Here is a 14,382-nt window from a genome sequence, read left to right on the forward strand (position 1 = left end):
CTGTATACGCTATGAAACTAGGGATGCCTTGGGAAGTTGTCCACTGGACTTTTCGAAACTTACTTTATTCATGCCTACGCTTTTCACACCCGTTCTCCATATACTACTAGTAGCTTTTCTTGAAGGAGGTATTTCATGAAGGTTGGACCGATTAATGCTTTTGATGGATTTCCAGTTTGGTATAAAGATGAAAATGGCCTACGTCTTCAATTGAATGTTGACCCGACTGATCCATTCTCTGGCATCTCACCCGCGGACTTACCTAATCCAACACAGCCAGTTTCGTTTCCTGACAATTATCCGGAAGAAGCTTTCTACATGCAGGTGGAAGCTGAAATGACGACAGATACGGGGGAAAGGGCAAGACTTGTTTTGGCATTAGAAGCTGCTTTTGTAAATGAAGTACCGAGGGACCATGAGCAAATTGTGTTTGGTAGAGTCCGCATTCGCGTGGCTGGATTACGAGCAAACGGGGTATATACGGTTACGCATCCGTACGGAGTCGACACATTCACTGTTGAACCGGATCGGGATGACCCTACAGTTGGAGAAATTAATTTTACAGAAGATATCGGTGGGTTAAATGGGGGAGATTTTCAACTTGCACTAAATAGCCGTGTACATCCGTTCTTACAATGGAATCCAGCTGTTGCTCCGGCTGCTCCAGAAGGATATCTTGGGGACCCAGCTGTGGTCCATCCAATTATAGGAAGTTTGTTTACGGATCGATTCGGGCAACTTCAAAACTTTTTTCGAATTGAGGGTCCCGGAATCGGTATAGGTTCACTAGATCGTTCGACGACGCCTGGGATTGATCCGGATAACTGTATCGAAACAAGCAACTTTACCGTATTAGGTAAAATCTCAACGATATCAGGCGTTGACGTTCCACGGGCGACTTATACTCAAAACGTAGCCGATAGTGGATTCATAGACGTTTTTGCTACGTCGGATGATACTCCACAGACTATAAATGTAACGGGTCCCGGTATTGACCCTACATTATTACAGGGTACCAATGGCCAGTATTTTGCCCGTGTTCAGTTTACTGGAAGCCGCCCTCCTAGTACGATTACCATTACAAATATAAATGATAGTCCTCAAAGTATTAAGGAGGTAGCTCCTGTAGACTTTATTACGGTAACTGCCAACTATGATACGGATACTCGAGACCTTACAATCATCGCTACATCCAGTGATTCTCTCGGTACCCCTACGCTTTCAATAGAAGACTTCGGCATCGGGGAACTAATCCTTTTACCCGATGGGACGTTTACGACGAACCTTCTATTTGCCCCACCCAATTTGACAATCAACTCAAGTGCAGAAGGAAAAAGAACGATTCCCATAACCGTGACAGGACCTTCAACCGATCCGATATCTGTTGCAGCGAATGCCGGAGAAAATGCTACAGTCCTTTTTGGATCACCGGTTACACTGAATGGAACAAACTCAACGGGTCCGATTACATCTTTTAGCTGGACACAAGTTTCAGGCACACCCGTTACACTACTAGACACGAATACTGCAACTCCATCCTTCACAGCACCTAATTTGACTACGACTCTAATTTTCGAATTAACAGTTGACGGTGAAGGAGGTCCATCCACTGATTCAGTGAGTATTTTAGTGATTGGGTCTGCACCTACACCTGTTGCAAATGCCGGACCAGACCAAATTGTTCAACAAGGAACAGTCGTCACGTTGACAGGGAGTGCAACAGGTATTGTGACCAGCTATCAATGGGAGCAAATCGCTGGAATTCCTGTTCAGTTAACCAATGCGAATACAGCGACGGCAACATTTACATTTCCAACACAAGTAGGAACGGCTTCTTTCCGACTCACAGTTCGTGGCCCTGGTGGCACTTCATTCGATGATGTAATAGTAGCATCCATAACTCAAAATTTAACGGTCACTCGAGCAGAATTCCGGACTCGGGATGCAGAATGGCGAATAACTGGAACATCTGACATACTTGGACCTGACGCTACCATTTCCCTCTATATTGGTAATGACCTAAGTGGCCCTCTCCTTGCACAAGTATCAGTTGATGCACTTGGTGAATGGCTGTATCGAGTTGAAGGATCTGCGATACAACCGGATGAAACGAGAGCTATTTCAATCCAAACAAGTTCAGGTGAAACACTCTTAAATGTCCCAATCACAATTCGAAGGTAATATAGATGATCCAAAAGGGATTTTTCATAATTGAATAATAATCTTTTATAGGAGGATATATCATGGAACGCTGTCCGAAATGTAATGAAAGCCATTTTTGTAAATGTAGTGACGGGTCAAGAGGTCGGCGGGGGCCACGAGGCTATCAAGGACCACAGGGAAAGGACGGATGCCCAGGGCCAAGTGGAAAACAAGGGCCAAAAGGTGACCGGGGATTCCGGGGCGTTCAAGGAGACCAAGGACCTCCAGGATTAAAAGGTGAACCCGGTCCAAAAGGCGACACAGGATCCAAAGGTTCAAGCGGTGAGCGAGGGCCAGCAGGTCCACAAGGAGAACCCGGACCAGCAGGAACGTTTGATAAGGCTTATGGATTTGCCTATACCGAATCAAAAACTTCAGCATCAGGTAATGTAAGTTTCATAATAGCCGGACCTTTACAAGATGTTGAAGTATTACGCGAAGGTTTAAAAGTATTAAAAGATGGCATTTTTCAAGTCATCTATAAAGTCAACTTTGAATCGAAAGTTATAGGCTGCATTCCTTCAAAATTCCATATACAAATTAACGATGCCATTAAGGTAACATCATCATTGACTGAATCCACCACTTCTGCCACTCTATCTTCTACTCTTTTATTTTCTTTATTTGAGGGAGACGTCATACAGCTAGTTGCTGAATTACAGGAACATTGTAGTTATACGCTAGCGACGTTACAAATTATCCAGATTGGGTGATATGGATAATTTCATAGGGAGCTCCACTATGATGTCCACTATAATTTAACGCACTTGTATGAGCAATACGTCTTCTTGTATCGCTGGTTCGAGCCCAGTCGGGACCATAACGTTAAACTCTTGGCATGTATAGATTTATAGAAAAACACCACCCTTCACTGGATGGTGTTTTTTGTGTTTGACGCAAAAGCTTTATAGTACATGACGAATTTAAATTCCCGGAAATAGTCCCACATTGATAGCTGCACTTTCCGCACATCGTTTAAGCTATCATTTGTCGGCATGCTTCAGCACACTTTTTGCAAGCCTCAGCACAACGCTTACAATGATTGTGATTGTGTTTAGCACACTCGTCTCCACAACGTTCGCAAACTGCTGCACAAAGTTCTAAAATTTGTTTAGTAAATGGACTATTGCGCGTCATTGCTTGTGCTGCAAACGCGCATATATCAGCACATTCACGGTCCAAACGAATACAATCCGCCATCATCTTCATATCTTCCTCTTTCAAGCATGCGTCAAAACAGACGTTACAGGCCTCTAGACATTCCAAACACGCTTCCAGACATTTTTCGTAATTCGAATTCACGGAATCACCTCCTGCTATAATTACAATCTATGGTATTTTTCCCTTAAAAGTTGTTTTGAAACTTATAAAAAAAGTCCTTGAATAAACCCATTTACTCATTTTTGTGTCGTACACTGAAGATTATCACAAGCTTTAACGGAGCTACTCAAAAAAACATGTAACCTTTCCGGCAGTTAAAACGAATAATGGTTGTATAGCAAAATAAGGAGGGATTTATTTGCTTGATGCAGATAACACGGAGGACAGGATTATTGAGATTTACCGAAATCATTACTTAGATGTTTATAGATTCATCATCTGTTTTTCGGGTAATCAAAATGATTCAGAGGATATGACGCAGGAAGTATTTATCCGTGTGTTGAACAACTTATCGAAATTTAATCATTCAGCAAGCTTAAAGACTTGGATTTTTTCCATAGCAAAACACGTCGTAATTGACCATTATCGGAAGTCGAAATTCACTTCAATCTTTAAAGAGGGATTTTTTAAAAACTTGAAATCGGAAGCGCAGGATCCAAATGAACTTGCCGAACAAAATGAAATGAAGAATTATGTACAAATTGCTATTTCAAAAGTCAAACCAAGTTTCCGAACCGTATTAATACTGCGGGGTATAAACGAATTTTCTATAAAAGAAACAGCTGAAATCCTAAACTGTAGTGAATCCAAGGTTAAAGTCGATTATCATCGGGGATTGAGAGAACTCGAAAAAAAATTAAACTTGAATAGGAAGGTGTTAATCGAAAATGAGAACTGATAATGAATTGTTTGATATCCTAAAAGATGCCCATTCGTATACGCCAAGTAAAGAGTTCGTTTCAAATACGGAAACTCGACTTAGACAAATCGCAAGAAAGTCAGAAAGAAAAAGAAGGTACAAGTATTATTCTTTCGCAGCAACTGGAATGGCCCTATGTGCAATCGCGTTCTCATGGGTTTTCCTGCTTGGTGGACACGAAGTAATAAACACAGCCATCTCAGTTGATGGACAAAGCAATTCTGTCCCCGCTGTTACTCAACAAGAATCGGCTGTGTATATTTATCACACACATAATCATGAATCTTTCAATCCTGAAATAAATGGTAAAGAGGGCATTATACCAGAAGATGAATCAAAAAATATTACTTTAGTTGGTAAAAGATTGAAGAGTTCATTGGAAGAAAAAGATATTAATGTTATACATGATAGCACGGATGTCGTTGGCATTACGAAGGGGAGAGGATTGACTTTCAATAAAACTTATGATGTATCAAGAGAGCCATTAGAAAAGTCATTGCAAACAAACAGTAACATTAAAATGGTGCTTGATATTCACAGGGATTCCATAGCAAGAAAGGATAGTACCCTCGTTAGTAACGGTAAAGACTATGCCAAGGTTGCATTTATTGTGTCCCAAACAAGTAAAAATTACAAAGAAAATGTGGAATTTGCAGAGCAGTTGCACACTAAATTTAATCAGAAATACCCTGGAATATCGAGGGGGGTAATCGTCAAAAATAACGTGAAGAACGGACAGATACAAAGCACATATAATCAAGACCTCGTTGGTCAATCGGTGTTAATGAATGTAGGCGGCATAGACAGCACCTTGGAAGAAGCATATCGAACAGCTGATATTTTATCCGAGATTATTGAGGAAATAATCAAGAATAAATAATATGTTATTTACTGTAAAGTAACTAATTTCATTTATTTCACAACAAAACATTGATTTCCATTCCGAGCGGACACTTTCCGTGGGCACGGAAATCAACTACCTGTCACATTATTTATTTCTACCTATATATATGTCGAACTAATGATTCTATATAATCTCCAGCGAAGGCGCCTCACCGGGGATGCCTCTCGCAATAAGACTGACAGCGGTCTTCTTCACTAGCTTATTGCGAGAGGCATCCCCAAGCGCCGAGCGTTGTTGAGAGGATTCTTTATCTCAACCTATATAGCAAAATAAGTCGAACCTACTCTTCATCCAGATTTCAAATGTTTATGTTCGTACAAACACTCCAAGAGTTCATTTACAGCGACTTCCCCTGCATGAATCCATCTGTTTTTATTTTTAATCTGCCCGTCCTTATCAATTGGCTGTTGAAATTGGCTAAAGCCAGTCGCATTTAACAACGAACTATCATCACTATCCAATCCGACATGCACGACATGTTTAATCACATAGGGTGTTTCAAATTTAATGGAAGCATTATATTCATCCAATTCCCCGTCCGTTACTTGGAAAGGAATACGGACATAAATGGTTTCACCGTTTTCGCGGCATAACGTATGGTCAAAACACCCTTTATGATAATCCCAGTTCCCTCCTAAATGATAACCAAGATCACTGATACAATCGCTCACGACACCAAAAGAAGCATGATGCCCTTCAAGTTCCGTCTCTAATTTCAACATAACCGATTCCTCCTTGTTAAGTCGTTACGTAGACAGCATTCACAATAGGAGATGAAAAAATACAGGTAACAAATACAAATACACTTTCGTCAAATCCAAACACTTCCACTCTGTTAACACCGTGGGAATTGCTAGTTATAGAGTTTTGATAATTCGGTTTCAAAGAGATTAGCCGCTGGGCCCATAATCGTCAATACGCTGGAAACTAGTTTGAAATCACCCTACTTAAGGTATGCTTTCCATGTAAGAGCAAAACAGCAAAGGGGTTGAAAATTATTTCTGACTTTTGTCCGAAAACGTTAGTAGAAGAACCGACTCCTAACCACCTTGATGATTGTAAAGATTGTGGTCTATATCAACATGGGACACGGATGGTCTGGGGTGAAGGGAATCCTGATGCGCCGATTATGATTATTTTAGATAACCCTGGGGCACGCGAGAATCGTGAGGGTGATGCATTCCTATGTGGAACGAGACAAACACTCCAGGAAGTCGCAAATGACGCTGGTTTAGATATAGACGACCTGTATGTCACTTATATCCTTAAAAGAAAACCAGTGCGTGCTTACGAAAAAGAAAAAGTACGGCACATTTGTATGAAACATTTAGATCAGCAGTTGAAAGAAAAAAAGCCTACTCTGATTCTTTGCTTAGGAAACGTGGCGGTCCAATCCTTTTTTCAAAATCCCGAGGCTGAAGTAAAGACGTTGCGAGGTAGTTGGTATGATATAAGAGGTTTCAAAACAGCAGTGGCTTACCATCCTCTTGCAGTTAGACGTCGCCCCAACTTGCGTTCTTTGCTATTAGAGGACTTGAAATTTGTTGCGGAATGCTATAATACCCTGGATTGCTAGTCGAAGGCACTGAAAAATTCTCCTCCGCCTATACATCAAGGGCGGGAGATTTTATAGTTTCATTAGACAAGGACTGTTTCTTCCTCTTTTTCACGTGATATATGGAAAATAGCAGCAAGTCAGTTTTTATAATCCACTTGAGTTTACGGGATAGTCATTTGTATACGCATTACTAAAGTGAACAGTCAATCACAAATAAAAGATGCACAACTATACTTTTCGGTATAGTTGTGCATCTTTTATCCTTTCAACTTTTTTCTCGAAACTGAAACCTACCCAAGTCTTCGATAACAATGACTAGAACATACTTCGTAATATATATATCCTGAATTCCACAGAGACTTGGGCAGTGAGAGAGCAGGCCTTTACTTATGTTAGTAATTCCTCCCGAAAAGAACCCGTTTAGGCGCTTTTCAACTCCAGTCTTTTCGCAATTAGTGATAATGCAAAATTAACAACGAAATACATCAATGCAATTAGGAGGAAAATTGGAATAACATAACTCAATTCTTGCGCTTGAATAATTTTGGCATGATGGAGCAATTCTGGAAGTGCTATAACTACTGCAAGGGACGTGTCTTTTAGTAATGAGATAAACTGACTTACCAGGTTAGGAACCATTCTTCTAAGTGCTTGAGGTAAAATAACTAATCTCAAAGCTTGAATGTAGGACAACCCTGAGGACCGAGCAGCTTCCATTTGTCCCTTTTCAATGGAAATCAACCCACCACGTACAATTTCAGCAAGCATAGCCGACTCAAATATAGTTAATGCGACAATAGCCGAAACCGTAATACCAAGATTAATACCAATCTCCGGAAGTGCAAAATACGTAAACAATATAATAAGAAGAAGCGGTAGATTCCTGATTGTCTCGACAAGAACTGCTGCTATATTTGATACGATAGGTATTTTGGTAAATCGTATCGTCCCTAAGGCTCCACCAATTATAAAGCTAAATATAATTGAAATAAAGGCAACCTTTAATGTAACGTAAAAGCCTTTCAATAAAAAGATCAGATTATCTGGAGTAAATGCACCTAAAAAATCCATTATGATACCTCCTTAATTGCTATTAGCAAGGCGTTTCTCAAGGTATCCTACGCCCAAACTTAATGGAATGGTAATGATTAAATAAAACACAGCAACAAATATGTATACATCAAAGACAACATACGTTTTAGCTGAAATAAGATCTGCCTGATACATTAGTTCAGTACCTGCGATAAGAGCCAAAATTGAAGAGTTCTTCACTAGATTAATAAACTGGTTACCGATTGGAGGTATGACTATTTTAATCGCTTGGGGTAAAATGATTATTCTCATCGTTTGAATATAATTTAAACCTGAAGATCTTGCAGCCTCCATTTGTCCTTTCGGAACTGCCAATATACCTGAACGAATTGCCTCTCCAATAAAAGCAGACGTGTATATCGTGAGGGCAATGGTTCCCGCTGTAAACCCTGAGAATTCCAGTCCTAGGGCGGGTGTTCCAAAGTAAAAGAAGAAAGCAATAATTAGGAGTGGAATATTTCTAAAAAACTCCACATATGCAGTCCCAATCCATCTGAGCGGTGCGAACGGTGTAATTCTCATAACGGCAACTATCGCACCAATAATAAAGCTTGCGATTAAAGCAATAAGACTTATTTTTAACGTGACTACAAATCCATCCCAATACATGTCGAAGTAATCTACTAAAATAGAAAAATCCAATCTCTTTCCACCTCACTTAACTTAATCAGGATGAGCAAAAGATGCCCATCCTGATTGATAAAAATGTTAATCTACACTAAAACTTATACTATTTTGGTTAATGTTCACTCAAACCACTTGTCATAAATTTTATCGAATTCACCGCTTGAATTTTGAGCTTCAAGTGCTTTGTTTAAAGCATCCAAAAATTCTTTCTCGCCACTTTTCACCGCAATACCATAAGGCTCGTCAGTAAATGTGCCACCCACTAATTCAAATGAATCGTCTTCAGAAGCCATTCCCAAAAGGATTGAGTTATCAGTTGTTAACGTATCTCCTTTTCCAGACTTAAGTGCTGTAAATGCTTCTGCATAGTTTTCAAATTCCAGTACAGGTGCATCTGGAGCTTTTTCACGAATGTTATCAGTAGAAGTAGATCCCTTTACAGCAATGACTGTTGTCTCTTTTGTAAGATCATCAATACTCTTAATAGGGCTTCCTTTTTTAACAAGTAGAGATTGACCAGCTTCAAAGTATACATCTGTGAAATCAACTTCTTTTTCACGATCTTCTGTGATTGTCATTGTTGCAACAATTGCATCAATATCGCCTTTATTCAAAAGTGGAATTCTTGTTTTTGATGTCACTTCTACAAATTCAATCTTATTTTCATCACCAAGAATTTCTTTTGCTAATTGTTTTGCAACGTCGATATCAAAACCTTCAACTTCTCCTGATGTTGGATTTTTTAAGCCAAATAATTTTGTATCAAATTTTACACCAACAATAATTTTATCTCTCTTTTTAATTGTTTCTAGTACATTCTTTCCTTCTTCTTCACTACTCGACTTTTCTCCGCCTGAGTTACATGCTGCCAAAACCATAACGGACATCAACGTTACAATTGCCAATAAAAGAACTTTTTTCATCTTAAACATAAATACATCCCCCTTTTGTTTTTAGTGATTTAATATACGGCTGAGAAAAACTTGTGCCCGTTCTTCTTTTGGATTTTCGAAAAACTCAACCGGCGCGGCCTCTTCTAAGATTTTACCTTGATCTATGAATACAATTCGGTCGCCCACTTCTTTTGCAAATCCCATTTCATGTGTAACGACAACCATCGTCATTCCTTCTTCAGCAAGCGCTTTCATTACATCCAACACTTCTCCCACCATTTCGGGATCCAGGGCAGATGTCGGTTCATCAAAAAGCATGATTTCAGGCTTCATGGCAAGACCTCTGGCAATTGCAACCCGCTGCTGCTGCCCACCAGATAGTTGTGAAGGAAATGAGGTTGCCTTATCGGGAATTCCTACCTTATCCAAATAAAACTCCGCTGTCTTTTTTGCTTCCTCTTTTGATATCCCTAACGCATTAATTGGTGCAAGCATGATATTTTCCAGTACGGTTTTGTGAGGATACAGGTTGAAATGTTGGAATACCATCCCTATCTTTCGTCTCACTTTATTGATATCTGTTTTTTTGTCATTGAGATGAACATCTTTCACCGTAAGCGAACCATCAGTAATTGTTTCAAGTCTATTAATGCATCTTAATAATGTACTCTTACCAGAACCTGATGGGCCAATGATCACAACAACTTCCCCAGTTTTGATTGTGAGGTCAATATCTTTTAGAACATGAAAGTCTCCATAATATTTATTTACATGGCCAAATGAAATCATGTTATTCTCCTTTCTTTTCACTTCTATCTTTCAAATGCGAATTTCAGCAAGTGTTCCTTTACTTCTGAATATTTATGCATGTACGTTATTATATCTTTTAATAATTTAATTGTCTATAAGTTTTTTTATTTAATTAGTAACTCGAAACAAATTATTCTGTATTAATATTATCTTTACTTTACTTAAAATAAAAAAATACACAGAAGGATTACCTACTCCATCTGTGTACCCACGCTTAACCAGTTATATTTTAGCACCTTTAACATTCGTTTCAGGCATTGTATCTTCAGGTGGAACGTCCCCAAACGTCTCCCCTGCTTCGTCTAAATCGCGAGTCCTGTGCGCAATTCGCGAAGCCGCACATGCAGCAACACTTGCTACAAGGTCGTCAAGGAATGTATGCACGCCAATTCCTTTTTTCGTATCGAGATCATTTATGATACCGACTTTGTTTTTATCCAGATGGCCGAAAGTTGTCACTGCTATGGAACCATATGTAAATACAGCACCAAGTGCAATTGTTTCATCCACTCCGAAAAGCCCTTCATCCGATTCCACAATTTCTTGCAGCGGCGCGGATAGTTTTCCTTGCTCAGCAAGTTCGTCCAACTCGATTCCAACTAAAATGGCATGTTGAAGTTCCCGTTTTCGCAATACCCCCTGAACGGATTCCAGACAGTGTTCCATTTGAAGCCCTTCATTATACGGCAACTGCAATTGGTAAACAATCTCTGCAATTGCTTCCAATGTAACGCCGCGTCGCAGTAGCGCTTGTTTTGTTGCTTCCGTCACCACTTTTGAATGAACAACCGTTTTTCCGTCAAACATAGTCACACAACCCCTTTTCTATTTCGTACAAGCGTAATACATCCATTATACCTGTTAGTGACAATATGATACAATCACCATACATATTCGCTTTAAGGAGGCACTCTACAAATGAAATATGGAAAAATTGAAGACATCACTCTACACAGCAATGAACTTGATGAGGATATGCAGCTACTTATCTATTTGCCGCATAACTATAGTCCACTCTATAAATATTCGATTTTAATCGCTTCAGATGGAAAAGATTATTTCCAGTATGGACGCATTGGTCGCGTAGTTGACGAATTACTTGATGCTGAAGAAATTGAAAACGTCATTGTTGTTGGCGTACCGTATAAAAGCGTGCCTGAAAGAAGACGACTCTATCACCCAGAAGGCGACCGCCACGAGGCTTACATTCGTTTTCTTGCACACGAGCTTGTACCCTACTTGGATAAATTATATCCGACTTATCAGGTTGGCGCGGGGCGAGGTCTTATTGGAGACTCCCTTGCCGCAACGATTTCCTTACTAACTGCACTCAAATATCCAAATATTTTCGGCAGGGTGATGCTACATTCCCCATACGTCGATGATTCAGTGCTGGCGGCGGTGGAGACTGCAAAAGATTCGTCTTGCTTCTCGATTTATCACGTCATCGGTAAAAAAGAAACTGCAGTAAAAACGACTGAAGACGGCGAAAAAGATTTCCTTACGCCTAATCGGATTTTAAATGAATTGATTGAAAGAAAAGGGTTTTTGTACTTCTATGAAGAATTGGAAGGGGAGCATACGTGGAAGCAATGGCAACCTGATGTTCGTCGTGCTATTCAAACTGTCTATGGTTTGTAACGCAAGCAAAAGGACATTACCCAATCATTCTGGTATAATTAAGATGATCTATCCTATACCAACCAATACTAGAAGGAGGTCACTCATTATGAAATACGGCATTGTTGCATTTCCATCAAAAAAATTACAAGATCTAGCAAACGCTTATCGGAAAAGGTATGACCCGCATTATGCGCTTATTACACCGCATATGACCGTTAAGGGTGTATTCGAAGCAAATGACCAAGAAATTGAAGAAGTTGCTAAAGAAGTAAGAAACGTCACTAAAAAATACAAACCTTTTGAGTTAAACGTTTCGAAGGTAAGTACATTCGCTCCGATAACGAATACACTTTACTTCAAAGTGGATCCAAGCAATGAGTTGCTTGCGTTACACGAAGGTCTTAATAGTGGAAATCTTAAAGATGATCTCGATTACACATTTGTTCCTCACATAACGATTGCACAAAAACTATCTTCTGGTGAACACGATGATATTGTCGGACAGCTTAAGATGGTCGGTGTCAATCATTCTGAAATCGTAGACCGACTCCATCTTCTCTATCAACTGGAAGATGGTTCATGGACAGTTTATGAAACGTTCCATCTTGGCGAGGTTAACTAAGCGTTGTCCGTTGTAAAAATAGCTACTTCTGACCATGATCGAGAAGAGGCTTTTTCTGTCAGAAGGAAAGTGTTCGTAGAAGAACAAGGTGTGCCGCTCAGCCTTGAACTTGACGAACACGATCGTTCAGCTGTACATTTTGTTGTCTACTCGGGGAATGGACCTATTGGAGCCGGTCGTATCCGTGAAATTAACAAATATATTGGAAAAGTAGAACGCGTCTGTGTTATGAAAGATTTCAGGGGACAACATTTAGGAAATTTGATAATGAACGCCCTTGAAGAGTATGCCAAATCGACGGGAATCGAAAAGATTGTGCTAAATGCACAATCTTATGCTGTCCCTTTCTATGAAAAACTCGGATATACGATTACATCACCCGAATTCATGGATGCGGATATTCCACATCGCGCAATGGAAAAGATAGTATAAGTCGGCTGACAAAAAGAGTCTACAATGCTCAAATGAGCATCGTAGACTCTTTTTAACTACTTATTATACATATGCATTAATCGATTGCCCTTTTCCAACAACCTGCGCAATAATTGGCGAGAGATTAGCTGGGTTGGGTGAGATATAGCCTTGGAAAGAAGCAGGGAGAACTTCAACAGAAGACTTGGATTCGCCCGCTTCCATTTCCATTTCATCCTGTAAGGAATCCTCGAAGTCACGCGAATTATCAGGATTCAGTCGTACGGAATTTACACGATTAATATAAGCAAAGTTATAACGTTCCCTATTCATTCGGTTTGCATATAGTTGCGATTGAATTGGTTGAATTGGTAACAAGTAGCCCATTGTGTCCACCCCTTTCCTTTCAATTTACCCGTAGACTATCTACGTTAAACCTATTATTATACTTTTCTTTTTATTCCCTTACTTCCCCAACATACCTTGAATGTCTGTTAGATTAACCGACTTTCCGTTCTTTAAAATAGAACGAACAAGTTCGTCTTCCGTATGTTGTGGTACATCCTTGTTCGCCAACTTCCCGACTTTCCTGATAATCTGCCTCATTTGGCGTTCATCGGTGAAATCCGCGTATTGAATGGCATTGGCAAGTGCAAATACTTCTTCCATCGGAACGCCTGTTTTTGATTCGATTTTCCGGAAAAATGAATCATTCATCTGTTATTCCTCCTTCTTATTGCACAAGTTTAAATGAATGGAATCAATCGCGCCTCGGAGTGATTGCGTCCGGATTTTGATTTGAGCTTGCTCAATTAACTCCCCTCAAAATCTGTGACATCCGCCGGAGGCTAACTTTATTCAGCCGGGGTTTTAATCCCCGCTGAATTGTAGCTTTTGTTCGCATTCATCTCTCCACTTATAGAAGTGAAGGACTTCTGCTGAATAAAGTTATACAAAACTTCTGCCCACAATAATGAGCAAGATGAAGAGAACAACAATCAGAACGAATGTAGAACCTCCGTAAGAACCTCTGCCTTGATCATAACCGCCACAGCCCGCATAACCGCCTGTATTAGGATAGCATCCTCCAAACATGAAAATCCCCCCTTCCTTTCTACATATCCTATGCAGAAAGTAGAAGGAAGGAAGGGCTAATGTACAATGACATTATTATTTTCTTATTCAGTACTCAGATAGTACCTTTAGGTTTGAAAAGGAATGAAGCGATAAAACCAAAAATGATGGCGGAACTGATCCCTGAACTAGTCACTTCGAACATTCCCGTCAAAACGCCAATCAGTCCATGCTTTTCTGCTTCTGCCATCGCTCCATGTGTCAAAGAATTACCAAAAGAAGTGATTGGAATCGTCGCACCTGCACCAGCAAAATCAATAAGTGGCTCATATAAACCGAGCCCGTCCAACACTGAACCAATAACGACTAATAAACATAGCGTATGTGCAGGCGTCAGCTTTGCTACATCAAATAATAGCTGTCCGACGACACATATCAAGCCGCCAACAACAAACGCAGTAATGAAAATCGAAATCATTTAACCCA

General features: G+C 39.9%; 19 protein-coding genes. 8 read left to right on the top strand and 11 right to left on the bottom strand.

Translation table 11 applies throughout. The annotated features are described in order from the left end of the window. Nucleotides 1-135 precede the first annotated feature (135 nt). Nucleotides 136-2,181 (top strand): PKD domain-containing protein, encoded by a 2,046-nt coding sequence (locus tag FILTAD_RS07965; RefSeq protein WP_124069954.1) that lies wholly within the window; start codon nt 136-138, stop codon nt 2,179-2,181. Between the two features lie 62 nt (nt 2,182-2,243). Then, a complete protein-coding gene (locus FILTAD_RS16185) occupies nt 2,244-2,915 on the top strand; it encodes a collagen-like protein (protein WP_124069955.1) in 672 nt (223 codons plus the stop codon). Between the two features lie 262 nt (nt 2,916-3,177). On the opposite strand, the gene FILTAD_RS07975 is transcribed toward FILTAD_RS16185, so the two are convergent. Next, nucleotides 3,178-3,504, bottom strand: coding sequence for a four-helix bundle copper-binding protein (locus tag FILTAD_RS07975; RefSeq protein ID WP_124069956.1), 327 nt, complete (start codon nt 3,502-3,504; stop codon nt 3,178-3,180). 217 nt (nt 3,505-3,721) lie between these two features. Between FILTAD_RS07975 and FILTAD_RS07980 the strand changes: the two genes are divergently transcribed. Both FILTAD_RS07980 and spoIIP read left to right on the top strand, forming a co-directional pair. After that, nucleotides 3,722-4,261 carry an RNA polymerase sigma factor gene (locus FILTAD_RS07980; protein WP_124069957.1) on the top strand — a complete coding sequence of 180 codons (540 nt, stop codon included), beginning with the start codon at nt 3,722-3,724 and terminating at the stop codon, nt 4,259-4,261. Next, nucleotides 4,251-5,162: a stage II sporulation protein P gene (spoIIP, locus tag FILTAD_RS07985; protein ID WP_124069958.1), complete on the top strand. Its 912-nt coding sequence runs from the start codon at nt 4,251-4,253 to the stop codon at nt 5,160-5,162. The genes FILTAD_RS07980 and spoIIP overlap by 11 nt, the downstream gene beginning before the upstream one ends. A gap of 311 nt (nt 5,163-5,473) precedes the next feature. Here spoIIP and FILTAD_RS07990 read toward each other — a convergent pair whose 3' ends face one another. Next, nucleotides 5,474-5,908 carry a YugN family protein gene (locus tag FILTAD_RS07990; RefSeq protein ID WP_124069959.1) on the bottom strand — a complete coding sequence of 145 codons (435 nt, stop codon included), beginning with the start codon at nt 5,906-5,908 and terminating at the stop codon, nt 5,474-5,476. Nucleotides 5,909-6,183: 275 nt separating this feature from the next. Here FILTAD_RS07990 and FILTAD_RS07995 point away from each other — a divergent pair, with 275 nt between their 5' ends. After that, the gene (locus FILTAD_RS07995) at nt 6,184-6,762 is read left to right on the top strand and encodes a uracil-DNA glycosylase (RefSeq protein ID WP_203229678.1); all 579 of its coding nucleotides are present in this window, start codon (nt 6,184-6,186) and stop codon (nt 6,760-6,762) included. A 402-nt stretch (nt 6,763-7,164) separates the two neighbouring features. Here the strand turns inward: FILTAD_RS07995 and FILTAD_RS08000 are convergent, their stop codons facing one another. The 5 genes from FILTAD_RS08000 to FILTAD_RS08020 all read right to left on the bottom strand — a co-directional run bounded on the left by FILTAD_RS08000 (nt 7,165) and on the right by FILTAD_RS08020 (nt 10,973). After that, complete coding sequence (locus tag FILTAD_RS08000; RefSeq protein ID WP_124069960.1) at nt 7,165-7,815, bottom strand: amino acid ABC transporter permease; 651 nt, start codon at nt 7,813-7,815, stop codon at nt 7,165-7,167. A gap of 12 nt (nt 7,816-7,827) precedes the next feature. Then, entirely contained in the window at nt 7,828-8,478 is a 651-nt protein-coding gene (locus tag FILTAD_RS08005; RefSeq protein WP_238988189.1) for an amino acid ABC transporter permease, read from the bottom strand. Nucleotides 8,479-8,582: 104 nt separating this feature from the next. After that, nucleotides 8,583-9,386, bottom strand: a complete 804-nt coding sequence (locus tag FILTAD_RS08010; protein WP_203229679.1) for a transporter substrate-binding domain-containing protein — start codon at nt 9,384-9,386, stop codon at nt 8,583-8,585. Between the two features lie 30 nt (nt 9,387-9,416). Further along, nucleotides 9,417-10,145 (bottom strand): amino acid ABC transporter ATP-binding protein, encoded by a 729-nt coding sequence (locus FILTAD_RS08015; protein WP_124069962.1) that lies wholly within the window; start codon nt 10,143-10,145, stop codon nt 9,417-9,419. Nucleotides 10,146-10,388: 243 nt separating this feature from the next. Further along, nucleotides 10,389-10,973: a phosphatidylglycerophosphatase A family protein gene (locus tag FILTAD_RS08020; RefSeq protein WP_124069963.1), complete on the bottom strand. Its 585-nt coding sequence runs from the start codon at nt 10,971-10,973 to the stop codon at nt 10,389-10,391. A 111-nt stretch (nt 10,974-11,084) separates the two neighbouring features. Here FILTAD_RS08020 and FILTAD_RS08025 point away from each other — a divergent pair, with 111 nt between their 5' ends. The 3 genes from FILTAD_RS08025 (at nt 11,085) to FILTAD_RS08035 (ending at nt 12,843) form a co-directional block, all read left to right on the top strand. Beyond that, the gene (locus tag FILTAD_RS08025; protein ID WP_124069964.1) at nt 11,085-11,807 is read left to right on the top strand and encodes an alpha/beta hydrolase; all 723 of its coding nucleotides are present in this window, start codon (nt 11,085-11,087) and stop codon (nt 11,805-11,807) included. An 88-nt stretch (nt 11,808-11,895) separates the two neighbouring features. After that, entirely contained in the window at nt 11,896-12,411 is a 516-nt protein-coding gene (locus FILTAD_RS08030; RefSeq protein ID WP_124069965.1) for a YjcG family protein, read from the top strand. A 3-nt stretch (nt 12,412-12,414) separates the two neighbouring features. Then, the gene (locus tag FILTAD_RS08035; protein ID WP_124069966.1) at nt 12,415-12,843 is read left to right on the top strand and encodes a GNAT family N-acetyltransferase; all 429 of its coding nucleotides are present in this window, start codon (nt 12,415-12,417) and stop codon (nt 12,841-12,843) included. A 63-nt stretch (nt 12,844-12,906) separates the two neighbouring features. Here the strand turns inward: FILTAD_RS08035 and FILTAD_RS08040 are convergent, their stop codons facing one another. The 4 genes from FILTAD_RS08040 to spoVAE all read right to left on the bottom strand — a co-directional run bounded on the left by FILTAD_RS08040 (nt 12,907) and on the right by spoVAE (nt 14,374). Next, a complete protein-coding gene (locus FILTAD_RS08040) occupies nt 12,907-13,209 on the bottom strand; it encodes a hypothetical protein (RefSeq protein ID WP_124069967.1) in 303 nt (100 codons plus the stop codon). 78 nt (nt 13,210-13,287) lie between these two features. After that, nucleotides 13,288-13,539 carry a stage VI sporulation protein F gene (locus tag FILTAD_RS08045; protein ID WP_124069968.1) on the bottom strand — a complete coding sequence of 84 codons (252 nt, stop codon included), beginning with the start codon at nt 13,537-13,539 and terminating at the stop codon, nt 13,288-13,290. Between the two features lie 231 nt (nt 13,540-13,770). After that, entirely contained in the window at nt 13,771-13,917 is a 147-nt protein-coding gene (locus FILTAD_RS08050; protein WP_124069969.1) for a YjcZ family sporulation protein, read from the bottom strand. A gap of 94 nt (nt 13,918-14,011) precedes the next feature. Then, the gene (spoVAE, locus tag FILTAD_RS08055) at nt 14,012-14,374 is read right to left on the bottom strand and encodes a stage V sporulation protein AE (RefSeq protein WP_124069970.1); all 363 of its coding nucleotides are present in this window, start codon (nt 14,372-14,374) and stop codon (nt 14,012-14,014) included. Nucleotides 14,375-14,382: the final 8 nt, after the last annotated feature.

Origin of the sequence: Filibacter tadaridae, assembly GCF_900609045.1 — a bacterium.
Lineage (GTDB): Bacteria > Bacillota > Bacilli > Bacillales_A > Planococcaceae > Sporosarcina > Sporosarcina tadaridae.

Coding starts and splice junctions, on each gene's coding strand:
- FILTAD_RS08050 (WP_124069969.1), bottom strand. CDS start 13,917: ATGTTTGGAGGATGCTATCCTAATACAGGCGGTTATGCGGGCTGTGGC.
- spoIIP (WP_124069958.1), top strand. CDS start 4,251: ATGAGAACTGATAATGAATTGTTTGATATCCTAAAAGATGCCCATTCG.
- FILTAD_RS08015 (WP_124069962.1), bottom strand. CDS start 10,145: ATGATTTCATTTGGCCATGTAAATAAATATTATGGAGACTTTCATGTT.
- FILTAD_RS07990 (WP_124069959.1), bottom strand. CDS start 5,908: ATGTTGAAATTAGAGACGGAACTTGAAGGGCATCATGCTTCTTTTGGT.
- FILTAD_RS08040 (WP_124069967.1), bottom strand. CDS start 13,209: ATGGGCTACTTGTTACCAATTCAACCAATTCAATCGCAACTATATGCA.
- FILTAD_RS08020 (WP_124069963.1), bottom strand. CDS start 10,973: ATGTTTGACGGAAAAACGGTTGTTCATTCAAAAGTGGTGACGGAAGCA.
- FILTAD_RS07965 (WP_124069954.1), top strand. CDS start 136: ATGAAGGTTGGACCGATTAATGCTTTTGATGGATTTCCAGTTTGGTAT.
- FILTAD_RS16185 (WP_124069955.1), top strand. CDS start 2,244: ATGGAACGCTGTCCGAAATGTAATGAAAGCCATTTTTGTAAATGTAGT.
- FILTAD_RS08045 (WP_124069968.1), bottom strand. CDS start 13,539: ATGAATGATTCATTTTTCCGGAAAATCGAATCAAAAACAGGCGTTCCG.
- spoVAE (WP_124069970.1), bottom strand. CDS start 14,374: ATGATTTCGATTTTCATTACTGCGTTTGTTGTTGGCGGCTTGATATGT.
- FILTAD_RS08000 (WP_124069960.1), bottom strand. CDS start 7,815: ATGGATTTTTTAGGTGCATTTACTCCAGATAATCTGATCTTTTTATTG.
- FILTAD_RS08030 (WP_124069965.1), top strand. CDS start 11,896: ATGAAATACGGCATTGTTGCATTTCCATCAAAAAAATTACAAGATCTA.
- FILTAD_RS08025 (WP_124069964.1), top strand. CDS start 11,085: ATGAAATATGGAAAAATTGAAGACATCACTCTACACAGCAATGAACTT.
- FILTAD_RS08010 (WP_203229679.1), bottom strand. CDS start 9,386: ATGAAAAAAGTTCTTTTATTGGCAATTGTAACGTTGATGTCCGTTATG.